Genomic DNA, 23,670 nt, shown 5'->3' on the forward strand with positions numbered 1-23,670 from the left:
AGGCCTCTGGATAGGGTATCGAAAAGTGAAAGCCAGATATTCGATAGCTGTCATCTCAGTGCACATGCAGGGCAACTAGACTTTGCTCCACCATCGCTTCAGCAAAGGATGACACATGATTGAGCGTCGATCGTTGGACAGCCTGGGCGGGGCCAACCATGGCTGGTTGGATGCCAAGCACCATTTCTCGTTTGCCGACTACCACGACCCCCGGCGCATGCACTGGGGCAGTCTGCGGGTCTGGAATGACGATGCCATCCAGCCTGGCAGCGGCTTTCCCCCGCATTCGCACGGCGACATGGAAATCATCACCTATGTGCGCCAAGGTGCCATCACGCACGAAGACAATCTGGGCAACAAAGGCCGCACGCCGGCGGGGGATGTGCAGGTCATGAGTGCCGGCAGCGGCATTACCCACGCCGAGTTCAACCTGGAGCCGGGTGTCACCCGCATCTTCCAGATCTGGATCATTCCCGACCGCCGGGGCGAGAAACCGAGCTGGGGTAGCCAGGCCTTCCCCAAGGGTGACCGTGCAGGGGCATTTGTCACGCTGGCCAGCGGCATGGTGGGGGACCACGATGTGCTGCCACTGCGCACCGACGCACGTGTGCTGGGCGCCACCATCCAGGCCGGGGACAGCGTGGAATACCACTTTGCCCATGCCGACCGCTATGGCTATCTGGTACTGGCCACGGGGGCGGCCACGGTCAACGGCGTGGACTTGCGACAGCAGGATGGCGCGGCCATTCACGGCGAAACCCGCATCCGGATCACCGCCAGCGAAGACACCGAAGTCGTGCTCGTTGACGCCGCCCCGCTGCCCTAGCCACAGCCCTGGCGCTTTCGCTTGCGCCGCCCATTTCTCCTTCAACCCCGATTCCCTCAACCCGGAAGGCCTTGCCATGTCCCATCGCAATTACCTGGAAGTTCTGACCCCGCAAAACAGCCAGCTCATCTTCATCGATCAGCAGCCGCAAATGGCATTCGGTGTGCAGTCCATCGACCGCCAGACGCTGAAGAACAATGTGGTGGGCCTGGCCAAGGCGGCCAAGGTGTTCCATATTCCCGTAACCCTCACCACGGTGGAGACGGAAAGCTTTTCCGGCCACACCTACCCGGAGCTGCTGAGCGTGTTCCCCGATCAACCGCTGCTGGAGCGCAGCTCCATGAACTCCTGGGACGACCAGAATGTGCGTGATGCGCTGGCCGCCAACGTGGCCAAGGGGCACAAGAAAATCATCGTCTCGGGCCTGTGGACCGAGGTCTGCAACACCACCTTTGCGCTGTCGGCCATGCACGATGCGGGCTACGAGATCTACATGGTGGCCGACGCGTCGGGCGGCACATCGCTGGACGCTCACAACTACGCCATGCAGCGCATGGTGCAGGCGGGCGTGGTGCCGGTGACCTGGCAGCAGGTGCTGCTGGAGTGGCAGCGTGACTGGGCCAAGCGTGACAGCTACAACGCCGTGATGGACATCGTGCGCGAACACTCCGGGGCCTACGGCATGGGCGTGGATTACTGCTACACCATGGTGCACAAGGCACCGGAGCGTGTGCAGCATGGCGGCACCATCGGCCCCAACCCTGCCCAGCCATAAAACCCCGGCGGTTGCTGCACCACCACCATCTTCTCCTGCACCCTGAAGGGTGCAGGACACCGATTCTCGTCAGCACCGGCCCGGGCTGGGTGCAGGGAGGCCCCTCCATGAAACTCTATGTGCTCTCGCTGGCAGCAGGTTTGCTGGTCGGTGTGGTCTACAGCCTGCTCCAGGTCCGCTCGCCTGCGCCGCCCTTGGTGGCCCTGGTCGGTCTGCTGGGGATTTTGCTGGGCGAGCAGATCGTACCGGTAGGCAAGCAACTGCTGGTGGGCACGGCGTTCGGTACGGCATGCACCGCATGCAAGGCCGATGACCATGTCCTGGGGCAGCTGCCCGGCAAAAGCCGACCGGCGGCCACTGCCCAGCCGCACGACACCCACCCAGATTCCTGACCCATTCCCTTTCATGACCACGCGCCGCAAAGTCATCACCGCCGAAGCAGGCCTGGCGGTGGGCGGTATGCTGGGTTGCCGTTCGCTCCCCCCATTCTTCGCAAGGACCCGCTATGCCCTACAGCCCCCCCGACGTCATCTTTCACAGCGGGCGGATCACCACGCTGAACAAGGGCCAGCCTGTGGCCCAGGCCGTGGCCGTCAAGGATGGCAAGTTCACCGCGGTGGGCACGGATGCCGAAGTGCTGGCCCTGGCGGGCAGCGGCACACGCAAGATCGACCTGCAGCAACGCAGCGTGCTGCCCGGGCTGTGCGACAACCACACGCATGTGATCCGTGGCGGCCTGAACTACAACCTGGAACTGCGCTGGGACGGCGTGCGTTCGCTGGCCGACGCCATGGCCATGCTCAAGGCCCAGGTCGCCAACACGCCCGCGCCGCAATGGGTGCGGGTCGTCGGCGGTTTTACCGAACACCAGTTTGCAGAAAAGCGTTTGCCCACGCTGGCGGAAATCAATGCGCTGGCCCCCGACACGCCGGTGTTTCTGCTGCACCTGTATGACCGCGCGCTGCTGAACGCTGCCGCATTGCGTGCCGTGGGCTACACCCGGGACACGCCCGAGCCGCCCGGTGGCGAAATCGTGCGCGACGCCAACGGCAACCCCCTGGGGCTGCTGCTGGCCAAGCCCAATGCCACCATCCTCTACAGCACGCTGGCGCTGGGGCCCAAGCTGCCATTCGACTACCAGCTCAATTCCACGCGCCACTTCATGCGTGAGCTGAACCGCCTGGGGGTGACGGGCGTGATCGATGCCGGAGGGGGCTCACAGAACTATCCCGACGATTACCGGGTCATCGAGCAGCTCGACAAGGACGGTCTGATCACCGTGCGCTTGGCCTACAACCTGTTCACGCAGAAGCCCAAGCAAGAGAAAGAGGACTTTTTGCAGTGGACGCAGAGCGTTCGCTACAAGCAGGGCAATGACTACTTCCGCCACAACGGTGCGGGTGAAATGCTGGTGTATTCGGCCGCAGATTTTGAAGATTTTCGCCAGCCCCGTCCCGACATGCCGCCCCATATGGAAGGCGAGCTGGAAGAGGTGGTGCGCATCCTGGTGCAGAACCGCTGGCCGTGGCGCCTGCATGCCACCTATGACGAGACCATCAGCCGTGCGCTCGATGTGTTCGAGAAGGTGCACCAGGAGTCGCCGATCAACGGACTGAACTGGTTCTTCGACCATGCCGAAACCATTTCGGACCGCTCCATAGACCGCATTGCAGCGCTGGGCGGTGGCGTTGCCGTGCAGCACCGCATGGCCTACCAGGGCGAATACTTCATTGAGCGCTACGGCGCCAGGGCCGCCGAAGCCACGCCGCCGATCAAGAAGATTCTGGAAAAAGGCGTCAAGGTGTCCGCCGGGACCGACGCGACGCGGGTAGCCTCGTACAACCCCTGGGTGTCGCTGTCGTGGATGGTCACCGGAAAGACGGTGGGCGGCACCCCGATGTATCCCCAACGCAACCTGCTCGACCGCGAAACGGCCCTGCGCATGTGGACCGAGAACGTGGCCTGGTTCAGCAACGAAGTGGACCAGCGTGGCCGCATCCAGGTGGGCCATTTTGCCGACCTGATAGTGCCGGACAAGGATTACTTCCAGGTGGCGGAGGAAGAGATTTCCTTCCTGGTGTCCGACATGACGGTGGTGGGCGGGCGTGTGGTTTATGGCGCAGGCAACTTCCAGCAGCACGATGACAACCCGGTCCCCCCGGCCATGCCTGACTGGTCGCCGGTGCGCCGCTATGGCGGGTTCGCCGCCTGGGGCGAACCGGAAGGCGCAGGCCAGAACTCATTGAACCCCGTGCGCTACCGCCAGATGGCTGCCGCCTGCGGCTGCGGCACCAGCTGTGGCATGCACGGGCACCAGCACGCGAATTCCTGGGCATCGGGCGTTCCCACATCCGACCCCAAGAGCTTTTTTGGGGCGCTGGGGTGTTCCTGCTGGCTCTGACCAGATGTGCCGTGCCGACGCCGGCCGGTTTCAGCTTCGGCTTTTTGTATGGCCCGCCGGGCCGGGAGAGGCGATGAACAGTTCGAGAACTTGCTGTGCCGATTCACCTGCCCGCCGGGTGGAGCCTGCGGAGGGCGGGCGGCACTTGAGGCCACCGTCGGTACCGGCATCAGCGGTTCAGGCACGCTCTGCGCTCACGCGCATGGCAGGCCTGGTGCTGCGGCCCGATGGCGCAGCCGCGGCGGGAGCGGCGCCTTATTCCTTTTCTCCACATTCGGGTCTGGCGGGTGGCATGGTGCCGCTCGCCGGGCTGTATCTGCACAGGCAACCATGAACGCTTCCATTCCCCCCAGCCCCACACCGCCTGCGGCCAGTGACAGCAGCTTTGCACCGTTGCGGCAAAAACTGTTCGCGGTGCTGTGGGTGGCCACTGTCATTGGCAACACCGGCAGCTTTGTGCGCGATGTGGCCAGCTCGTGGATCATGACCGATCTGTCTCCCTCGCCCACGGCCGTGGCGCTGGTGCAGGCCGCCGCGTCGGCTCCGGCGTTCCTGCTGGCGATTCCGGCCGGTGTGCTGTCGGACATTCTGGACCGCCGCAAGTTTCTGATCTGCATCCAGCTGCTGCTGGCCAGCGTCAGCATCGCGCTGATGACCCTGTCTGCGCTGGGCATGCAGACCGTGTTCTCGCTGGTGGCGTTCACGTTTCTGGGCGGCATTGGCGCGGCGCTGATGGGGCCGACCTGGCAGGCCATCGTGCCGGAGCTGGTGGGGAAGAAAGACCTGAAATCGGCGGTCGCGCTCAACTCGCTGGGCATCAATATCTCGCGCGCCGTGGGCCCTGCGCTGGGGGGCATGGTGCTGGCGGGCCTGGGCGCTTCCGTCGCCTATGGCGTGGATGTCATCAGCTATGTGTTCGTGGTGGCGGCTCTGTTGTGGTGGCCGCGTCCCAAGTCCGGGCAAGACGATCTGACCGAGCGTTTCGCGGGCGCCTTCCGCGCCGGCCTGCGCTATGCGCGTGCCAGCCGTGAGCTGCATGTCGTGCTGCTGCGTGCATTCCTGTTCTTTGCGCTGGCCAGTTCGGTCTGGGCGCTGCTGCCGCTGGTGGCGCGCCAGCTGCTGGGCGGCGGTGCAGGCTTTTACGGCATCTTGCTGGGCGCGGTCGGTGTGGGTGCCATCGGCGGTGCATTCCTGCTGCCCAAGCTGCGCGCCCAGTTCTCGTCCGACGGCCTGCTGCTGCTCTCGGCCTGTGTCACTGCGGCGGTCATGGCGTTCCTGTCCACCGGCCCTGCGCAATGGGCGGCAGCGGTCGCCTTGCTGCTGCTGGGCACCGCCTGGATCACGGCGCTGACTACGCTCAACGGCGTGGCACAGGCCATCCTGCCCAACTGGGTGCGCGGCCGCGCACTGGCCGTGTATCTGACGGTTTTCAACGGCGCCATGACTTTGGGCAGCCTGGGCTGGGGCTTCACGGCCAAGGCCATCGGCGTGCCCTCCACCTTGCTGGCCGGTGCGGCCGGCCTCGTTGTGATGGGCCTGATTGCGCACCGCATCAAGCTGCCTCAAGGGGAGGCAGACCTCGTGCCATCCAACCACTGGCCCGAGCCGCTGACGGAGGCCGAAGTGGACAACGACCGGGGACCGGTGATGATCCAGATCACCTACCACGTGGAGCATGCCCAGCAAGCCGCCTTCTTGAAGGCGCTGGCCCGGCTGTCTGCCGAGCGCCGCCGCGATGGCGCCTATGCCTGGGGCGTGGTGCAGGATGCAGCGGCGCACAACACCCTGGTCGAGTGGTTCCAGGTCGAGTCCTGGGCCGAGCACCTGCGCCAGCACCAGCGCGTGACGCACCACGATGCCGATGTCCAAGCCGATGTGCTGCAGTACCACAGCGGCAGCGAACCGCCGGTGGTCAAACACTACCTGGCCATCAACCACCCTGCGCAGGGGCGCGTCTGACGGCCCAGGTGGCTGCGGTGTGCAGCGCCTGACCGGGTGGAGGCCGCGTCAGGCCTTGGGCGGACGGTGCAGCAGGCAGACCTTGTTGCCGTCGGGATCGCGCAGATAGGCCAGGTACATGGCGCCCTTGCCCTCGCCGCGCCAGCCGGGCGGGTCTTCGCAGGTCACACCGCCTGCCGCAACGCCGGCTGCGTGGGCGGCGTTGGCCTGTTCAATGGATTCGGCGGCAAAGCCAAAGGTGCTGCCGTTGCCGATGGTCGCGGGCTCGCCATTGATGGGTTGGGTCATGCTGAACGTGCCGCCAGCATGGCGCCAGAACAGGCGGTGGCGGTCCAGCACCCCGGGCTTGGCGCCCAGCGTGCCCAGCAGGGCGTCGTAGAACTTCTTGGCAGCATCCAGGTCGTTGGTGCCGAGCATGATGTGGCTGAACATGGTGGTCTCCTTGGTTTTTTAGCAAGCCCGAACCCGGGCAAGATACACAATCAGCAAGCCATCGTACTGGGCTTTGCGGGTGCCAGGCGCTCGCTCCTGTCGCCTGGATTCCTCGCCAGAAAACCCGTCCGTGTCACCCCGGCTGCGCCGTGCACAGGCTCCTGTCTGCGCCACCACGGCAGGTCCGCCATCGTCGCGGTTCTGCACGTGGGTCTGTGCACATGGCGTTGCACCGGGCGAGCCGGTCCAGGTGGGCCGGAGCCTGCGGTGACAAGGAGGGCCGAGGCCGCTCCCCCACGCTCCATCACGTCTGCCAGCCCCCCTATGTCACGGACCGGTGCAGACCGCTCTGACGGACTCGCGCCGTGGCGGCTTGGAGGGTGTTGTGTCCCTTGATTTAGACTGCGGCATTGGCCTACAAAGCGGCAAGCCAATGCCTGCTAGCGCAATGTTTCTGCGCAGGGCAGTGATTTCTCTCATCCTCCTCCCCGTGAAGTGATAGGCGATGGCGCAAGAATTTTTTGATCCCGTACTGTTCATCAAAGAGGATGCGGCCGCTGTGGTCGACCTGTCGCAGACCCCTTTTTTCTGCAATGTGGACGGGTATCCCTCCTACTGTGCGACGCCTGGCGATCTGGAGCTGCTGGAGACGGCCGCCAGCAATCCTGACGTGGTGCTGGGCAAGGAATACGACGTCCTCTCGGCGGTCACCTCCTACCCCCAGCCGCAATACGGCAACCAGACCCGGATGGAGTTCCGGGCCCATACCGTCGAGTATGAAGCCGTGGAGGCCACGCCCCAGGCGGCTGAGGCATTCGGAATGACGCTGGTGGCCCCGGGGCAGGCCATTCGCATCACCAGCCCCCAGCCGCATCTGGCACTCGTGGACTATGAGTACGGCATGTTTGCCGGGCACCAGTCGCCTTATCAAGGCACGGGCTCACGCCTGCTGGGCACGGTCTGCACCGACCTGGAACACCATGACTTCCCGCACGTCTTCACCTCGCTGGATCCCCATCTTCCGCTGGTGATTTCCGTCGGCAAGTACTGGCCCGAGCGCAAGAAGATCTACTTGGCCGATCTCTGGGTGCCGCGCGGCCGGGCCTTGTACGTGCCGCCGCGCCCCCCCAACCAGGGGCTGCCCTTCATGGACCTGCATGGCAACCGCAATTCCGCCCTGGCCTGCTGGCGTGGAATCGGGCGCAGCAGTGTCAGAACCCAGACCTTGCTGCAGACCGAAGGCGGCTATTTCTACTGGTTCTGGAACCCGTTGCCTTCGGTCCACCCCCTTCTTGATCTGGCAGGACCACCCCATGTTTGAAGCGCGACCCCGCCTGCGCACGCTGGAGCCCGACACCGACAACGGCCTCTACCAGACCTTGCTGGAATCCACCCTGGCGATTCCGTTCAAGATTGACTGGGCGAGCCAGAAGTACGTCTACGTCGGACCCCAGATCGAAGAGCTGCTGGGCTGGACGCCGGATAGCTGGCAGACCGTGAGCGACTGGGCGCAGCGCATCCACCCCGACGAGCGCGAGCGCACCGTCACGCGCTGCGTGGAACTCTGTCTGGCGGGCGTGGACCACGAGGCCGAATACCGCGCGCAAACCAGCGACAACCGCTTTGTCTGGGTCAAGGAAGTCGTGCATGTGCTGTGCGACGAACAGGGCGAGCCGACGGCGTTGATCGGCTTCACTTTCGACATTTCGGAGCAGAAGAAAAACGAGCAATTGCGGGCCGAGCTGGAGGCTGAAAAGCTGGCTAACGCGCGCCTGCAGGAGCGTCTGTCCTTGACCCACGATCTGCACGACGGCCTGGGGGGCGAGCTGGTCCACATGATTGCTTCCGTCGAGCAGGGCGGCGACAGCCTGAACAAGGCCCAGGTGCTGTCCATGCTCAAGCTGATTCGCAACGACCTGCGCCAGAGCATCGACAGCAATGCCTCGGATCAGGTGCGCGTGTCCTCCACCCCGCAGGAATGGCTGGCGCCGTTGCGCCGCCGCTTCAACGACCTGTTCGAAGCCCTGGGCATCCACGGTGACTGGCAGTTTCCGTCACGCTGGAACACACCCCCTAGCGCAGCCCAGTACCTGGCGCTGACGCGGTTGATCGAAGAGGCGCTGACCAACGTGATCAAGCACAGCCAGGCCCGTCAGGTACGGCTGACGCTGGCGCAGCCCACGCCGGAGGCGCTGTGGCTGACGATCGAAGATGACGGCGTGGGCTTTGATGTGCAGGCCGTCGAGGCATCGGGTCTGGGCATCGGCATGCGCTCCATGGCGGTGCGGGTCGCACGGGTCGGTGGGCAGCTGGGCATCGCCTCGCAGCCTGGGCGGACCGCCTTGACGGCACAGTTGGCCTTGGCGGCGGAAGTTGGAGCGTGCCCAGCGGCGCAAGCGCTGGTGTAGCCAGTGCGGGCAGCGACCGGAGCCTGCTGCCCCGGATAGAAAAAAGCCCCGCAAGGCGGGGCGGGTGTGGATGGGCCGCGGCGCGACGTAACCCAGCGCCTGGTGTCAGCCGCGTTCCACCGGACGGCTGGTGTCTGAGCACCATTCGCTCCAGCTGCCGGCAAACAGCCGGGTGGGGGCATAGCCGGCCACTTCCATGGCAATCAGATTGGGCAGGGCGCTGACGCCGCTGCCGCACTGGTGGACCACGCTGGCCGGGTCTCGGCCTTGCAGCAGTTCGTCGAACTCGGCACGCAGCAGGTCCTTGGGCTTGAAGCGACCGTCGGCCGCGATATTGGTGGTGAACGGACGGTTCAGTGCGCCCGGGATGTGGCCGGCCACCGGGTCCAGCGGTTCCACTTCGCCGCGGTAACGGGCCGGGGCACGGGCGTCGATCACGGTTTGCACGGCGGGCTGGCCCAGGTCACGCAGCACGTCGGCGGCCGTGCTCAGCGTGCGCAGCGGCGGGTGCAGCTCGAAATTGCTCTGGAAGCGGTTGGGCTCCTCCCCTTCTGCCACGGGCAGGCCTGCGGCTTGCCAGTGCTGCAGGCCGCCGTCCAGCACGGCCACGGCATCGTGGCCCGCCCACTTGAGCATCCACCACAGGCGGCCGCAGTAGTTGGCGCCGTTGCGGTCGTACACCACGGCTTGCATGCCATTGGCAAAGCCCACACTGGACAGCCAGGTGGCAAAGCGTTCGCGGCTGGGCAGGGGATGGCGGCCGCCGGAGGCGGGCTTGCCGCTTTGCTCCACGGCCACATTGCCGTTGTGGTCCGGCAGCCCGTGCTTGGCGCTGAGGGCCTGGTCCAGGTCCGCAAAAACGGCACCGGGGATATGGGCTTGCAGATACTGCTGGCGGCCGGCGGCGGGCTGGGCCAGGTCGAAGCTGCAGTCAAACACCATCAGCGGCTGGCCTTGGGCCTGCAGAGCCTGGAGCTGGGCGGTGGTGATGAGGGTGGTGTAGGTCATGGGCGGTGGCACAGTGCAAACAACAATGCTGCATTGTGCAACAGCCCGCAGGCCCAGCGCTGTATCCGCTGGTGTGCAGCGGGGAAGATGGGCTGGGGTCTCAGTGGTTGCTGGAGGGCATATCGGCGCCCGGCGCCGAAGCCGGAGCGGGGGCCGGCTGTGTGGCCCCGCGGGCACGGAAGATGGAAGCAGCAATGCCGCAGAAGGTGATCAGCACCATGCCGGTCCAGCCTGCGGCGCCCAGGTGGTCGCCGAACAAAAAGATGCTGTAGAGACTGGCGAACACAATGCCCGAGTACTGCAGATTGGCGGCCACCAGCGTGCCCTTGCGGGTCTTGGCGCTGGAGTAGGCCTTGGTCAGCGTGATCTGGCCGCCGGCGGCCAGCACGCCGATGGGCAGCAGCCACAAGGCCTGCTGCCAGCCCGGCCAGTCCGACACCCCCATGAAGGCCATGCCACCCAGGCCCATCAGCGCGGAGCCCAGGCCGAAGTAGAAGACGGTGCGGCTTTCCGGCTCGCCGATGCGGGCCAGGGCGCCCAGCTGCATATAGGCCAAGGCGGAGAGCAGACCGGAGGACAGGCCGATCAGCGCAGGAGCGGTCTGGTCCTTGGCGAAACTGGGTTGCAGCATCAGCACCACGCCGGCAAAGCCGATGGCGATGGTGATGACCAGCGGAATGTTCAGTGCCTGGCGCTGGCCCTGGTAGCTGGGGCGCAGCGTCCAGGCAGCACCGGCCAGCATGATCACGGCGATCCACAGGCTGCTCATGTAGTTCAGCGTCATGGCACTGGCCAGCGGGATCTGGGTGAGGGCGTAGAACCAGCAGCCCATGGAGGTGACGCCCACGGCACTGCGCCAGACATGCATCAGCGGGTGCCTGGTCTTGAGACTGACACCCTGCGAGGACGACAGCCCCCACAGGATGAGCATGCCCATCAGGCCCCGGTAGAAGACGATCTCGGCGGTGTTGAAGCTGTCCGACGCATATTTGATGCACACCCCCATCGTCGAGAAGAGGAATGTACTCATCACCATCCACAGCACTTGCATTGGGTCCGCCAGTCAGAACGAAAAAAAGCTGCCTGCGCTGACAAATTCAGCGCAGGCAGCTTGGGGATGCTAGCAAAAAACTCAAGATCGCGGGACGTGCTCACCCATCGTGGATCGATACCACTCGTGGAAATGCTGCATGCCGTCTTCCATGGGGCTCTGGTAGGGACCCACTTCGTTGTCGCCGCGCGCCAGCAGGGCACGGCGGCCCGCGTCCATGCGTTCGCCGATCTCGTCGTCCTCGATGGCGGTTTCCATGTAGGCGGCTTTTTGCGCCTCGACGAATTCCGGCTCGAAAGCCGCAATTTCCTCGGGATAGTAGAACTCGACCACGTTCATGGTCTGGGTCGGGCTGACGGGGTGCAGCGTTGAGACGGTGAGCACGTGCGGATACCACTCCACCATGATGTGGGGATAGTAGGTCAGCCAGATCGCGCCGCGCTCGGGCAGTTGGCCGTTGCGGTACTGCAGCAGCACCTCATGCCACTTCTTGTACACATCCGAACCGGGGTTGCCGAAGCTGGGTGCCACGCCCACGGTCTGCACCGAGTATTCCTTGGCGAATTCCCACGTCAGATCGTCGCAGGTGACGAAATTGCCCAGGCCGGGGTGGAAGGGGCCGACGTGGTAGTCCTCCAGATAGACCTCGATGAAGGTCTTCCAGTTGTAGTTGCAGGTGTGCATTTCCACATGGCTGAGCACAAAGCCCTCGAAGCTCAGTTGTTCCTTGAGCTGCATGCCCGCCAGGTCGGCGTGCACGTCGCGGCCATCGGCCTCGAACAGCAGACCGTTCCATTCCTGGAGCGGGTAGTTGTTCAGGTTCAGGCAGGGGTCGTGGCTGAAATGGGGCGCGCCCAGCAGTTCGCCGCCGGGGCTGTAGGTCCAGCGGTGCAGCGGGCAGACGATGTTGCCGCCGGCGTGTCCCTTGCCTTCTTCCAGCAGATTCCCGCGGCCCTTGAGCATGATGGCCTGACGGTGGCGGCAGATGTTGGAGACCAGCTCGACCTTGCCGTTGGCATTGCGCACCAGGGCGCGGCCTTCGTTTTCCTGCGGCAGGGCGTAGTAGTCGCCCACATGGGGGACAGAGATGGCGTGGCCCACATAGCGTGGTCCTCGCTGGAAGATGGTTGCCATTTCGCGCTGGAACAGCGCTTCATCGAAATAGCTGGAAACTGGTAGTTGGCTGGCGGCCTGCTGCAGTTGAAGACTTAAATCAGACATGGGTGACCTGACCTAAAGACTCCCCACAGGGAGGGTGCGCGTGCGCACGCGATGAAAAGAAAAACCGGCCATGCGGCTGGCAGGAAGCGGACAGCGCCTTTGCCGGAAAGCTTCCGGAGGCTGGAGTCCGCCTGACTGCACAGGCTGTGGGGCCGGTTCGACGGGAATGGGATTATAGGTGGTGGGGTTATTTCCGTTCCTCCTGTATGTGTATTGGCATTTCTGGCTAATGCCAAGCGCTTTGTAAGGGCTTTGTAGCCCGGCTGGGCCGTCCGGACCGGCCCTGGCAGGGGCAGGCTGCACCAGCGCGGGGAATCTGTGGACTTGGGCGACGGCGGGAGGGAGGTGCTGCGCCTAAAATCGATGGTTTTCTTTCACCCGAGCGTTGCCATGCCCAAAAAGGCTTCTCCTGCACCCGATCCGATTGAGACGCCCGACAGCTACGAAGCCGCCGTTGCCGAGCTGGAGCAGCTGGCGGTGCGCATGGAGTCGGGCCAGTTGCCACTGAACGACATGCTGACCGGTTACCGCCGTGCCTCGGTGCTGTTGGCCTATTGCCGCGAACAGCTCGATGGGGTGGAAGCGCAGATCAAGGTATTGGACGGCGAGACCCTGAAGAAATGGGCCCAGGAGTGATAGAAGCAATGAGTGAGGACGTGACGGCACAGGCATTCAATCTGAACGCCTGGAGCCAGGTGCAATTGCAGCGCACGGAGGCCGCGCTGTCGGCATGGGTGGGTGTGAATGCGCCTGCCGGCCTGGGCGAAGCCATGCGCTATGCCGTGCTGGATGGCGGCAAACGGCTGCGCCCGCTGCTGGTGCTGGCGGCTTGTGAAGCCGTGCAGGGCAATGCCGAAGCAGCGTTGCGCGCGGCCTGCGCCGTGGAGCTGATCCATGCCTATTCGCTGGTGCACGACGACATGCCTTGCATGGACAACGATGTGCTGCGCCGGGGCAAGCCCACGGTGCATGTGGCGTTTGGCGAAGCCCGCGCGCTGCTGGCCGGCGATGCGCTGCAGGCGCTGGCCTTCGAGCTGCTGACGCCCGAAAGCGAGACCGTGCCCGACGCCATGCAGGCCCGGCTGTGCCGTCTGCTGGGGGCTGCGGCGGGTGCGCAAGGCATGGCGGGCGGTCAGGCCATCGACCTGGCCAGCGTGGGCCTGCCTTTGAGCGAAGACCAGTTGCGCCAGATGCACCGTCTGAAAACCGGGGCCCTGCTGGAAAGCAGCGTGCTGATGGGCGCAGCCTGCGGACAGGTCGGTACTGCGACGCTGCAGGCACTGAAAGACTACGGCGCAGCGCTGGGCCTGGCATTCCAGGTGGTGGACGATGTGCTGGATGTGGTGGCCGATTCCGCCACCCTGGGCAAGACCGCCGGCAAGGACGCCGCCAACGACAAGCCTACCTATGTGTCGCTGATGGGTTTGGATGGCGCCCGCCGCCATGCGGCAGCATTGCTGCAAGAATCACTGGCGGCCCTGGACCGCAGCGGCCAGCGCGATACGCAGGCGTTGCGGGCCCTGGCCCATATGGTGGTGGACCGCTCGCACTGATACTGCCTGCTGCACGCTGCCCACCGGGCTGCAAAGCCCGCCCTATTGATGAAAAACAGCTGCCGAGGCGCCCTGCAAGCGCCGAGGCAGCCCGTAAAAAAAGAGCTGATGACCACCAACGCCTACCCTCTGCTGCAGAAAGTGAATGCGCCTGCCGACCTGCGCGCCATGCCGCGTGGCAACCTGAAGGCACTGGCGTCCGAGTTGCGCAACTATGTGATCGACAGCGTCTCCCAGACCGGCGGTCACCTGAGTTCGAACCTGGGTACAGTGGAGTTGACCGTGGCGCTGCACGCGGTGTTCGACACGCCGTATGACCGCATCGTCTGGGATGTGGGTCACCAGACCTACCCGCACAAAATCCTGACAGGCCGGCGTGAGCGCATGTCCACGCTGCGCCAGCTGGACGGGATTTCGGGCTTTCCCCTGCGCACCGAAAGCGAGTACGACGCGTTCGGCGCCGGGCACTCGTCCACCAGCATCTCGGCTGCACTGGGTATGGCCCTGGCCGCCAAGCAAAAAGGTGAAAACCGCCGCGCCATTGCCGTGATCGGCGATGGGGCCATGACGGCCGGCATGGCCTTTGAAGCGCTGAACAACGGCGGTGTGGCGGATGCCAATCTGCTCGTCATCCTGAACGACAACGACATGAGCATCAGCCCGCCCGTGGGCGCGCTGAACCGCTACCTGGCCCAGCTGATGAGTGGCCAGTTCTACGCCAAGGCCCGGGATGTGGGCAAGAGTGTGCTCAAGCAGGTCCCGCCCTTGCTGGAGCTGGCCAAGCGCCTGGAGCAGCAGGCCAAGGGCATGGTGGTGCCAGCCACCATGTTCGAGCAGTTCGGCTTCAACTACATCGGCCCCATTGATGGGCATGACCTGGATTCGCTGATCCCCACGCTGGAAAACATCAAGGGCCTGAAAGGCCCGCAGTTCCTGCACGTGGTCACCAAGAAAGGCCAGGGTTACAAGCTGGCCGAAGCCGACCCCGTGGCATACCATGGTCCGGGCAAGTTCGACCCGGCCGTGGGCCTGGTCAAGCCGGCCGCCCAACCCAAGCAGACGTTCACGCAGGTGTTCGGCCAGTGGCTGTGTGACATGGCCGCCAAGGACCAGCGTCTGGTGGGCATCACGCCGGCCATGCGCGAGGGCTCGGGCATGGTGGAGTTCCACAAGCGCTTCCCCGGCCGCTACCACGACGTGGGCATTGCCGAGCAGCATGCCGTGACCTTTGCCGGCGGCATGGCCTGCGAAGGCGTCAAGCCGGTGGTGGCGATCTACTCCACCTTTTTGCAGCGTGCCTATGACCAGCTGATCCACGACGTGGCGCTGCAGAACCTGCCGGTGGTGTTTGCGCTGGACCGCGCGGGCCTGGTGGGTGCCGACGGTGCCACCCATGCCGGTGCCTATGACATCGCCTTTGTGCGCTGCATTCCGAATATGAGCATGGCCTGTCCGGCCGACGAGCGTGAAACCCGTCAGCTGCTGAGCACGGCTTATGCGCAGAACCACCCCGTCTGCGTGCGCTATCCGCGCGGTGCCGGCGTGGGCGTGACGCCGCTGGAAAGCCTGGACGGCCTGCCGTTCGGCAAGGGGGAAATCCGCAGCAGCTCGGCCACCAAGAAGATCGCCATCCTGGCTTTTGGCAGCTTGCTGTATCCCGCCCTGGCGGCGGGCGAGGCGCTGGATGCCACCGTGGTCAACATGCGCTGGGCCAAGCCGCTGGATGAGGAGCTGCTGCGCCAGGTGGCGGCCGAGCACGATGCGATCGTCACCGTGGAAGAGGGCTGCGTCATGGGCGGAGCTGGCTCCGCCGTGGGCGAGGCGCTGGCTGCCGCCGGCATCACCAAGCCGCTGCTGCACCTGGGCCTGCCCGACCAGTTCATTGAGCATGGAGACCCCGCCAAGCTGCTGGCCCTGCAAGGCCTGGACGCGGCGGGCATGGAAGCTTCCATCCGGGCGCGCTTCATGGCGCCATGACGCCCAACTGCGCTGCCTGCCGGCATCACGCACCAAGCCGCCTTCGGGGCGGCTTTTTTTGCGCCATTGCTTCGCATACCGGCGCTGGCGCGCCGCACGCATGACGCTGACACAACACTGAAGACGGGTGCGGGCTATCCCCTGGTTTCGGGGTTAACCCGCGCGGGTCTGGCGTTTTTCCATTCCTACAATGCCGCACGCTCCGCTGCTGTAGCCGGTGTGCTGCAGTGTGTGTAGCCGAAAGTGCAATCTTAGGAGAGAAAATGGACCGTCGTTCCCTTATCAAACAGGCTGGCTTGGCTGGCGTACTGGCTGCCGGTGCAGCCCCCGCCGTGCATGCCCAAGCGGCTGTGCGTTGGCGCCTGGCTTCGAGCTTCCCCAAGTCGCTGGACACCATCTTTGGTAGCGCGGAAAAATTCTCTCAGACGGTCAAGGCCCTGTCGGGCGGCAAGTTCGAAGTTTCGGTGCATGCCGCAGGCGAGCTGATGCCCGCCTTCGGCGTGGTGGATGCGCTGGAAAACAGCACCATCGAAATGGCGCAGACCGCGCCTTACTACTTCACCGGCAAGAACTCCATCTTCGCCTTCGGCTGCGCTGTCCCTTTCGGCCTGACCGCACGCCAGATGGATGCCTGGATGGAGCACGGCAATGGTCGCAAGCTGTTCGATGCCTTCTGCGCCAACTACAACATCAAGAGCTACAGCGCAGGCAACACCGGCACCCAGATGGGCGGCTGGTACCGCAAGGAAATCAAGTCCGTCGCCGACCTGAAGGGGCTGAAGATGCGCCTGGGCGGCGGCCTGTTCGGTGAAGCCATGGCCAAGCTGGGCGTGGTCTCGCAGAACATGCCTGCTGGCGATGTGTACCAGGCTCTGGAAAAGGGCACGCTGGACGCTACCGAGTTTGTGGGCCCCTACGACGACCAAAAGCTGGGCTTCAACAAGGTCGCTCCTTACTACTACTACCCCGGTTGGTGGGAAGGCGGTGCGGAGCTGGAGTTCTTCGTCAACGCCAAGGCCTATGCGGCGCTGTCGGCCGAGAACAAGGCCATTGTGGATGCGGCCACCCGTGTGGCGGCCCGTGACATGACGTCCAAGTACGACGCCTTCAACCCCGTTGCCCTCAAGAAGCTGGTGGCGGACAAGACCGTCCTCAAGGCCTTCCCCAAGGACGTGATGGACGCCGGCTACAAGGCCTCGATGGAAGTCTTTGCCGAGCACGAAGCCAAGTCGCCCGAGTTCAAGAAGATCCACCAGGACATGCGCGCCTTCCAGCGCGACCAACTGCTGTGGGAGCGCTTCTCGGAGTTCCGCTACAACAGCTACATGGCGTCGATCAAGCTCTGATTGGCGTTCCATGCTGCAGCCCGTTCCCCCAGGAGAAGGTTGCAGCATCCCCTGCGAGCCGGCATTGCCATCCGATGCACATCGGATGATGGCCGGCTTTTTTGTTCCCTGAATCCGCCGCAGAAGCGGATCAATTTCCCGTAACTTGCGACAACACAAGGAGAGGTCAATGGATCGTCGTTCCGTATTGAAGAATGCCGGCATTGCCGGCGTGCTGGCTGCCGCCGCAGCCCCGGCCGTGCATGCACAACCCGTGGTGCGCTGGCGCATTGCGTCGAGCTTCCCCAAGTCGCTGGACACCATCTACGGCTCGGCCGAAGTGTTTGCCCAGTCCATCAAGGCCATGTCGGGTGGCAAGTTCGAAGTTTCCGTGCACCAGGCCGGCGAGCTGATGCCCGCTTTCAACGTGGTGGACGGTGTGCAGAACGGCACCGTGGAAATGGCCCACACCGCGCCTTACTACTTCTTCGGCAAGAACGAAGTGTTTGCCATCGGCGGTGCCATTCCCTTCGGCATGAACTCGCGCCAGCTGACCTCCTGGATGGTGGATGGCAATGGCTCCAAGCTGATGACCGAGTTCTACGCCAAGTACAACATCGTGCCGCTGCCAGGCGGCAACACCGGCGCGCAGATGGGTGGCTGGTTCCGCAAGGAAGTGAAGAGCACCGAAGACATCAAGGGCCTGAAGTTCCGCGTGGGCGGCTTTGCCGGCAAGGTGCTGGAAAAGCTGGGTGCCGTGCCGCAGAACATCCCGGCCGGTGAAATCTACCAGTCGCTGGAAAAGGGCACCATCGATGCGGCTGAATGGATCGGTCCGTACGACGACCTGAAGCTGGGCCTGAACAAGGTGGCTCCGTTCTACTACTACCCTGGCTGGTGGGAAGGTTCGCTGAACCTGTCCTTCTACATCAACGACAAGGCCTTCAACAGCCTGACCAACGAGCAGAAAGCCCTGGTCAAGTCGGCTGCCTACGAAGCCCACGTGACCACCCAGGCCCGCTACGACGCCCGCAATCCCGGCGCGCTGAAGCAGCTGGTGGCGGCCAAGGCCAAGGTGCTGCCGTTCCCGCAGACCGTGATGGATGCGTCGTTCAAGGCCACCATGGAGCTGTACGCCAGCCTGGACAACAGCAATCCGGACTGGAAGAAAATTTACGCCGACTACCGCAACTTCCAGCGCGACCAGATTCTGTGGTTCCGCTTTGCCGAGTCGCGTTTCGACAACTTCATGTCGGCGCAGAAGATGTGAGCACGCGCAGCGCTGCATACACAAAAAAACCGGGCCATGGCCCGGTTTTTTTGTGTAGCAAGGCGGGAGTGCTGGAACTCCCGCTCCGGTCAGTGCTGCAGGCGGTGGCGCACCGCATAGCCATACAGCAGGCCCAGCACGGCGGCTGTGGCTGAGGCGCCCAGAATGCCCAGCTTGGCGGCGGCCAGCAGATCCGCCTGGGCAAAGGCCAGGCCGCCCACAAAGATGGCCATGGTGAAACCGATGCCCGCCAGCATGCCCACCAGCACCACGCCAGGCCAGGTCACGCCCTGGGGCATCTGGCACAGGCCGGTCCTGACCGCCAGCCAGGTGGCCAGAAACACCCCGACGGGCTTGCCCAGAACCAGGGCCACCATCACGCCCAGTGCCACGGTGGCGGGGCCGGAGGCGGCCAGGTCCACTCCGCCGAACTGCACCCCGGCATTGGCCAGAGCAAAGATCGGCATCACACCAAACGCCACCCAAGGGTGCAGCAGGGGCGGCAGGCGGAACACGGGGGGCAACAGGTCACGCTGCGCTGTGGCGGCCACGCGCAGTTCATGGTGCAGTAGCTGCACATTCAGACCTCCGGCCTGGGCCTGGATCTGCACGCGCGACAGCGCTTGCTGCGCCACCTCCAACTGGTGGCGGGGGGCAGGGCGCAGGGCCACAGGGGTCATCAGCCCCAGCACCACGCCGGCCAGGGTGGGGTGGGCGCCGGTTTTCAACAGACCCCACCACAGCACGGCACCGGGCAGCAGGTACAGCCATGCACTGGCCACGCCCATGCGGTTGAACAGCAGCACCAATAGCAGGCCGAGGAAGGCCACCGCAAAGCCGCTGTAATCCAGTCCGCCCGAGTAGAAGAAGGCAATGATGAGCACGGCCATGATGTCGTCGATGATGGCCAAGGCCAGCAGGAAGATGCGCAGCGGTCCCGGGACGGATTTGCCCAGCAGTGCCAGCACGCCTATGGCAAAGGCAATGTCGGTGGCCGTGGGGATGGCCCAGCCGTTGAGCAGCTGTCTGTCGCCAGCCGCAAACACCACATAGGCCAGCGCAGGCACGGCCACACCGCCGATGGCGGCGATCACGGGCAGGCTGGCCTGGCGGAGGCTGGAGAGCGCGCCGTTGTGGATTTCGCGGCGGATTTCCATGCCCACGACCAGAAAGAAGATGGTCATCAGCACATCGTTGACGATGAAGTGCAGATCGGTGGTGACGGACCAGGGGCCGACCGTCAACGCCAGGGGGGCGTGCCAGGTGTCGACGTAGCTTTGCGCCCAGGGCGAGTTGGCCCACAGCAGTGCCACGGTGGCGGCCAGCAGCAGCACGATGCCGCTCATGGCCTCGATGTGCATGAAGCGGCCGAGGTGGCTGAGCGCACTGTCGGTGGCCTGCTGCACCCGGGGGATGCGGGCTGAGGGCGTGGGGAAGTCCGGGTGGAGCGGAACTTGGGCAGGGGGCGCAGACGAGCGCGCCTGGCCCATGGGGTCATGGGGGTGCACGGTAGACGGACTTTCGGCAGGGTGTGCGCTGGCGGCCCGACCTGCGCATGAAGATTCACCTGCCGTCACCACTGCATGTGGTGGGCACCCGCAGCCAGTGTACGCGGTGGGCGGGAATTGGGTGCAGATGACCGGAGTGCAGGCTGGAAATGCTTGACAGACTGGACAGGGCCCATGGCGGCACTGTGGCGTTGAATTTTCAAAAATAGTAGCGACTTGAGTAAGCCAGATATGGCTTCTGAAGCAGGATTCCTGGGTGACTGATTCGCCATGTGCTGGGCGAGATCCTGCACGGGATGCGGCCGCTGTGGCATCGGCCACAAAAAAGCCCCTGGGCCGTAGCGCAGGGGCTGGTGGTGTGCGGAGCACAGCAGCTTATTTGGGCTGTTCGTTCTTCATCGCGTCTTCCATGGCTTTCATGGGGTCGTCTCCGGCCGGGGCGGCGGGGGCTGCACCGGCATCGGGGGCACCGCCTTCCAGCGTGGGGTTCTCGAAGTCGATGGGCGCCGGCATATCGGCTTCCATCTGTTCGCGCACCTTGTCCAGGTCGTAGTCCTGCTTTTCATCCAGGCCGCTGGAGACAATGCCCGGGAAGGCAATGATCAGGCCCACCATGAACAGCTGGATGCACAGGAAGGGGATGGCACCCATGTAGATCTGCGAGGTGGTCACCGGGGCAATGCGCTTCTTGGTCACCTTGTCGGTGTATTCCTTTTCAGGGGCCACCGAGCGCAGGAAGAACAGCGCGAAGCCGAAGGGCGGATGCATGAACGAGGTCTGCATGTTCACCGCCAGCAGCACGCCGAACCACACCAGATCGATGCCCAGCTTGTCGGCCACTGGGGCCAGCAGGGGCACCACGATGAAGGACAACTCGAAGAAGTCCAGGAAGAAGGCCAGCACGAACACCAGGACGTTCACGACGATCAGGAAGCCCAGTTGGCCGCCCGGCAGTCCGGCCAGCAGGTGTTCCACCCACAGCGGACCGTCCACGCCCTGGAAGGTCAGGCCGAACACGGTGGCGCCGATCAGGATGAACAGCACAAAGCACGAAAGCTTGGTGGTGCCAACCAGGGCCTGGCGCAGCAGCGTGTAGTTCAGGCGCTTGCGCAGCAGGGCCAGGATGATGGCGCCTAGCGCACCCATGGCGCCGCCTTCGGTGGGCGTGGCAATGCCCAGGAAGATGGTGCCGAGCACCAGGAAGATCAGCAGCAGTGGCGGGATCAGCACAAAGGTGACCTTCTCGGCCACATGCGACAGCAGGCCCATGCGGGTGATGCGGTTGACGGATGCGGCCACGAAGGCAAGGGCCACGCCAAAGCACATGGCAAAGACGATGGTCTCGTCGGTTGCCACTTTTTCCACCACTTCACCGGTGAACCAGGTGTGGATGGTTTCCATGTGGTGGGCGGCGAACAGGGACACGCCCACGCACAGCACGGTCAGGGCCAGCAGGGACGGCAGGCCGCTGGAGCCATTCTTTTCCTTCAGGCTGCGCGCTTCGGGCGGCAGGGCCGGTACCATGGCGGGCTTGAAGATGGCCAGTGCAAAGATCAGCAGCATGTACAGGCCCACCAGCATGAAGCCGGGGACGAATGCACCCTTGTACAGGTCACCCACGCTGCGACCCAGCTGGTCGGCCAGCACGATCAGCACCAGGGAAGGCGGAATGATCTGCGCCAGCGTGCCGGAAGCGGCAATCACCCCGGATGCGATGCGGCGGTCATAACCGTAGCGCAGCATGATGGGCAGCGAGATCAGGCCCATGGAGATCACGGACGCGGCCACGACGCCAGTGGTGGCGGCCAGCATGGCGCCCACCAGAATCACGGCAATCGCCACGCCACCGCGGATCGGGCCAAACAGCTGGCCCACGGTGTCGAGCAAGTCCTCGGCCATGCCGCTGCGCTCCAGAATCAGCCCCATCAGGGTGAAGAAGGGAATCGCAAGCAGCGTTTCGTTTTGCATGATGCCGTAGATGCGCAGCGGCAGCGCCTGCATCAGGGCTTCGGGCAGCACGCCCAGCTCGATGCCGACCACGGCAAAGAACAGGCCGCAGGCACCCAGGCTGAAGGCCACGGGGAAGCCGATCAGCAAGAAACAGATCAGCCCCGCGAACATGATCGGGGCCATATTGTTGGCAATGAATTCCATCGCTGTGTCTCCCTCGATCAGACGCGCTTGGCGCCGGTGCGCTCAGCTTCTTCTTCGGCTTTGCGGATGGCTTCTGCCAGCTCTTCTTCCGCGGTCTTGTCCACGATCTTGACCGTGGGGTCGTCGATCAGGCCGGCCAGGAAGGCAATGCGCTTGATGAATTCGGAGATGCCTTGCAGCAGCAGCAGGCCAAAGCCCAGCGGCATCATCAGATAGACCGGCCAGCGGATCAGGCCGCCGGCGTTGCTGGACATTTCACCGGTGCGCAGCGCCTGCAGGAAGAAGGGCGTGCCGTAGTACAGCACGATCAGGCACATGGGGGTCAGGAACAGCGCGAAACCCATCACGTCGATCCACACGCGGGTGCGCAGCGAGAGCTTGGAGTTGATCACGTCCACCTTGACGTGTTCCTTCTCCAGCAGCGTGTAGCCGGCGGCGAGCAGAAAGGAGGCTGCAAACAGGTACCACTGCACTTCCAGGAAGGCATTGGAGCTGGTGTGCAGCACCTTGCGCACGACGGCGTTGACGCTACTGATGATGGTGGCGCCCAGGATGAGCCAGATGACGTATCTGCCGACCAGCGCGTTGAGCCGGTCTATTCCTCGTGAAAGCTTGAGTAAAGCCTGCATGTTGTCTCCGTGTATTGGCGAAGCGTAGGTTCGCCTGACCGGGTGTTCCTGTGGCGGTGTGCACGGGCAAACAAAAGGTCAGCGGACTCTTACGAAGGCGCGATTCTACGGAGCACTTTCTACCGTTTCTGACGGCAGTGTGACGGTGAATTCCCTAGGTGTTGCTTGTGTCTATTGCTATTAATTTTGTAGCAATAAGGGTTAACGCGAAGGCTTGATGCAGGTCATTTGGCGCTCTCGCCCGGGGTGGAGTCGGGCCGTGGCAGCTGCGGGTGCAGGCGGGCCAGATGGTCCAGCACGCCATCACAGGCATCTTCCACCAGGTCCAGCACTTTTTCAAAGCCGTTGGTGCCGCCGTAGTAGGGATCGGGCACGGTGGCACTGCGGTGGCGGCTGCAGTAATGGGTCAGCAGCTGCAGCTTGTGCTGCAAGGCGGGCGGGCATTGCTGTTCCAGCCGGGCCATGTTCTCGTGGTCCATGGCCAGAATCAGGTCGTGGCGGCGAAAGTCTTCGGGCTGCACCTGGCGTGCGCGCAGATCCGACAGGTCGTAGCCCCGGCGCTGCGCATGCTGCCGGGCACGCTGGTCGGCCGGTTCGCCCACGTGGTAGGCGTGGGTGCCACAGGAATCGACCCGCACCCCATCCTGCCAGCCGCGTGCCGCAATGCGGGCACGCATCACCCCATGGGCCGTGGGGCTGCGGCAGATGTTGCCCATGCAGACCATCAAAATGGAAATGGAGGGCGCGCTGTCCATGGGGCTCATTCCAGATCGAAGGCCTGCAGCAGTGCATCTGCAAAGGCGGAGCGGCCGGTGAGCGTCAGCGTCAAGGTCACGGTGCCGGTTGCAGGCAGGGCTGCATGCTGCAGCGCCAGCGGCTGGCCCTGTACCACCGCACGCAGATCGCGGCCGGTGCTGTCGCCCAGGCTGATGTCGAAGTCCCAGGTGGCGCCTTCGTCGAGTGCGCCGCGCTGGCGGGGAAATTGCTGTTCGGCCCAGTGCAGCACCCGCAGCACTTCCGCCTGCAGCGCTGTCCAGCGGTCTGTGGTGACGGTGGCCATGGCATCCCAGGTGGCGCTGCCTTCCTCGTCTTCGCTGTAGTCAAAAATCAGATAGTCCAGGGCGGTGCGCATGGTGTTCGGTGGTGGGGGAGACGGCTGTTATTGTGGAGCAG

The 23,670-nt window shown here is 64.3% G+C and carries 21 protein-coding genes; 12 read left to right on the forward strand and 9 right to left on the reverse strand.

Annotated features, from left to right (window positions below; all coding sequences use genetic code 11):
- The first annotated feature begins 115 nt into the window (after positions 1–115).
- From B3349_RS10215 to B3349_RS10235, 5 genes are all read left to right on the forward strand, one after another.
- Entirely contained in the window at positions 116–826 is a 711-nt protein-coding gene (locus B3349_RS10215; RefSeq protein WP_291588505.1) for a pirin family protein, read from the forward strand.
- A 76-nt stretch (positions 827–902) separates the two neighbouring features.
- Positions 903–1,601, forward strand: coding sequence for a hydrolase (locus B3349_RS10220; protein ID WP_291588506.1), 699 nt, complete (start codon positions 903–905; stop codon positions 1,599–1,601).
- 107 nt (positions 1,602–1,708) lie between these two features.
- Complete coding sequence (locus B3349_RS10225) at positions 1,709–1,993, forward strand: DUF1427 family protein (protein WP_291588507.1); 285 nt, start codon at positions 1,709–1,711, stop codon at positions 1,991–1,993.
- 113 nt (positions 1,994–2,106) lie between these two features.
- Positions 2,107–4,002: an amidohydrolase gene (locus B3349_RS10230; protein ID WP_291588508.1), complete on the forward strand. Its 1,896-nt coding sequence runs from the start codon at positions 2,107–2,109 to the stop codon at positions 4,000–4,002.
- Between the two features lie 330 nt (positions 4,003–4,332).
- The gene (locus B3349_RS10235) at positions 4,333–5,961 is read left to right on the forward strand and encodes an MFS transporter (protein WP_291588509.1); all 1,629 of its coding nucleotides are present in this window, start codon (positions 4,333–4,335) and stop codon (positions 5,959–5,961) included.
- A gap of 48 nt (positions 5,962–6,009) precedes the next feature.
- On the opposite strand, the gene B3349_RS10240 is transcribed toward B3349_RS10235, so the two are convergent.
- On the reverse strand, positions 6,010–6,393 hold the full coding sequence (locus tag B3349_RS10240; protein ID WP_291588510.1) for a VOC family protein: 384 nt from the start codon (positions 6,391–6,393) through the stop codon (positions 6,010–6,012).
- 505 nt (positions 6,394–6,898) lie between these two features.
- On the opposite strand from B3349_RS10240, the gene B3349_RS10245 reads away from it, so the two are divergent.
- Both B3349_RS10245 and B3349_RS10250 read left to right on the forward strand, forming a co-directional pair.
- Entirely contained in the window at positions 6,899–7,714 is an 816-nt protein-coding gene (locus tag B3349_RS10245; RefSeq protein WP_291588511.1) for a hypothetical protein, read from the forward strand.
- Positions 7,707–8,801: a sensor histidine kinase gene (locus B3349_RS10250; RefSeq protein WP_291588512.1), complete on the forward strand. Its 1,095-nt coding sequence runs from the start codon at positions 7,707–7,709 to the stop codon at positions 8,799–8,801. The genes B3349_RS10245 and B3349_RS10250 overlap by 8 nt, the downstream gene beginning before the upstream one ends.
- A 105-nt stretch (positions 8,802–8,906) precedes the next feature.
- Here B3349_RS10250 and B3349_RS10255 read toward each other — a convergent pair whose 3' ends face one another.
- From B3349_RS10255 to put2H, 3 genes are all read right to left on the reverse strand, one after another.
- Complete coding sequence (locus B3349_RS10255) at positions 8,907–9,809, reverse strand: sulfurtransferase (protein WP_291588513.1); 903 nt, start codon at positions 9,807–9,809, stop codon at positions 8,907–8,909.
- 100 nt (positions 9,810–9,909) lie between these two features.
- Complete coding sequence (locus tag B3349_RS10260; protein WP_291588514.1) at positions 9,910–10,860, reverse strand: DMT family transporter; 951 nt, start codon at positions 10,858–10,860, stop codon at positions 9,910–9,912.
- Between the two features lie 81 nt (positions 10,861–10,941).
- The gene (gene put2H / locus B3349_RS10265; RefSeq protein WP_291588515.1) at positions 10,942–12,081 is read right to left on the reverse strand and encodes a putrescine 2-hydroxylase Put2H; all 1,140 of its coding nucleotides are present in this window, start codon (positions 12,079–12,081) and stop codon (positions 10,942–10,944) included.
- 390 nt (positions 12,082–12,471) lie between these two features.
- On the opposite strand from put2H, the gene xseB reads away from it, so the two are divergent.
- The 5 genes from xseB to B3349_RS10290 all read left to right on the forward strand — a co-directional run bounded on the left by xseB (position 12,472) and on the right by B3349_RS10290 (position 18,206).
- Positions 12,472–12,717, forward strand: a complete 246-nt coding sequence (gene xseB / locus B3349_RS10270) for an exodeoxyribonuclease VII small subunit (protein ID WP_192334338.1) — start codon at positions 12,472–12,474, stop codon at positions 12,715–12,717.
- 8 nt (positions 12,718–12,725) lie between these two features.
- Positions 12,726–13,634 (forward strand): polyprenyl synthetase family protein, encoded by a 909-nt coding sequence (locus B3349_RS10275; RefSeq protein WP_291588516.1) that lies wholly within the window; start codon positions 12,726–12,728, stop codon positions 13,632–13,634.
- A gap of 108 nt (positions 13,635–13,742) precedes the next feature.
- On the forward strand, positions 13,743–15,611 hold the full coding sequence (gene dxs / locus B3349_RS10280) for a 1-deoxy-D-xylulose-5-phosphate synthase (RefSeq protein ID WP_291588517.1): 1,869 nt from the start codon (positions 13,743–13,745) through the stop codon (positions 15,609–15,611).
- A gap of 263 nt (positions 15,612–15,874) precedes the next feature.
- Entirely contained in the window at positions 15,875–16,957 is a 1,083-nt protein-coding gene (locus B3349_RS10285) for a TRAP transporter substrate-binding protein (protein ID WP_283339458.1), read from the forward strand.
- A 169-nt stretch (positions 16,958–17,126) separates the two neighbouring features.
- Positions 17,127–18,206: a TRAP transporter substrate-binding protein gene (locus tag B3349_RS10290; protein ID WP_066539245.1), complete on the forward strand. Its 1,080-nt coding sequence runs from the start codon at positions 17,127–17,129 to the stop codon at positions 18,204–18,206.
- 89 nt (positions 18,207–18,295) lie between these two features.
- Here B3349_RS10290 and nhaA read toward each other — a convergent pair whose 3' ends face one another.
- The 5 genes from nhaA to B3349_RS10315 all read right to left on the reverse strand — a co-directional run bounded on the left by nhaA (position 18,296) and on the right by B3349_RS10315 (position 23,629).
- Positions 18,296–19,696, reverse strand: a complete 1,401-nt coding sequence (gene nhaA / locus B3349_RS10295; protein ID WP_291588657.1) for a Na+/H+ antiporter NhaA — start codon at positions 19,694–19,696, stop codon at positions 18,296–18,298.
- A gap of 393 nt (positions 19,697–20,089) precedes the next feature.
- Positions 20,090–21,868, reverse strand: coding sequence for a TRAP transporter large permease (locus B3349_RS10300; protein WP_291588518.1), 1,779 nt, complete (start codon positions 21,866–21,868; stop codon positions 20,090–20,092).
- 17 nt (positions 21,869–21,885) lie between these two features.
- The gene (locus B3349_RS10305) at positions 21,886–22,497 is read right to left on the reverse strand and encodes a TRAP transporter small permease subunit (RefSeq protein ID WP_291588519.1); all 612 of its coding nucleotides are present in this window, start codon (positions 22,495–22,497) and stop codon (positions 21,886–21,888) included.
- A gap of 224 nt (positions 22,498–22,721) precedes the next feature.
- A complete protein-coding gene (locus B3349_RS10310) occupies positions 22,722–23,261 on the reverse strand; it encodes a low molecular weight protein-tyrosine-phosphatase (RefSeq protein WP_414646875.1) in 540 nt (179 codons plus the stop codon).
- Positions 23,258–23,629, reverse strand: coding sequence for a hypothetical protein (locus B3349_RS10315; RefSeq protein WP_291588521.1), 372 nt, complete (start codon positions 23,627–23,629; stop codon positions 23,258–23,260). Before B3349_RS10315 ends, B3349_RS10310 begins: the two co-directional genes overlap by 4 nt.
- Between the last annotated feature and the right edge of the window lie 41 nt (positions 23,630–23,670).

The sequence above is a fragment of the Comamonas sp. UBA7528 genome, from assembly GCF_002479375.1.
Taxonomy (GTDB): Bacteria; Pseudomonadota; Gammaproteobacteria; order Burkholderiales; family Burkholderiaceae_C; genus Comamonas.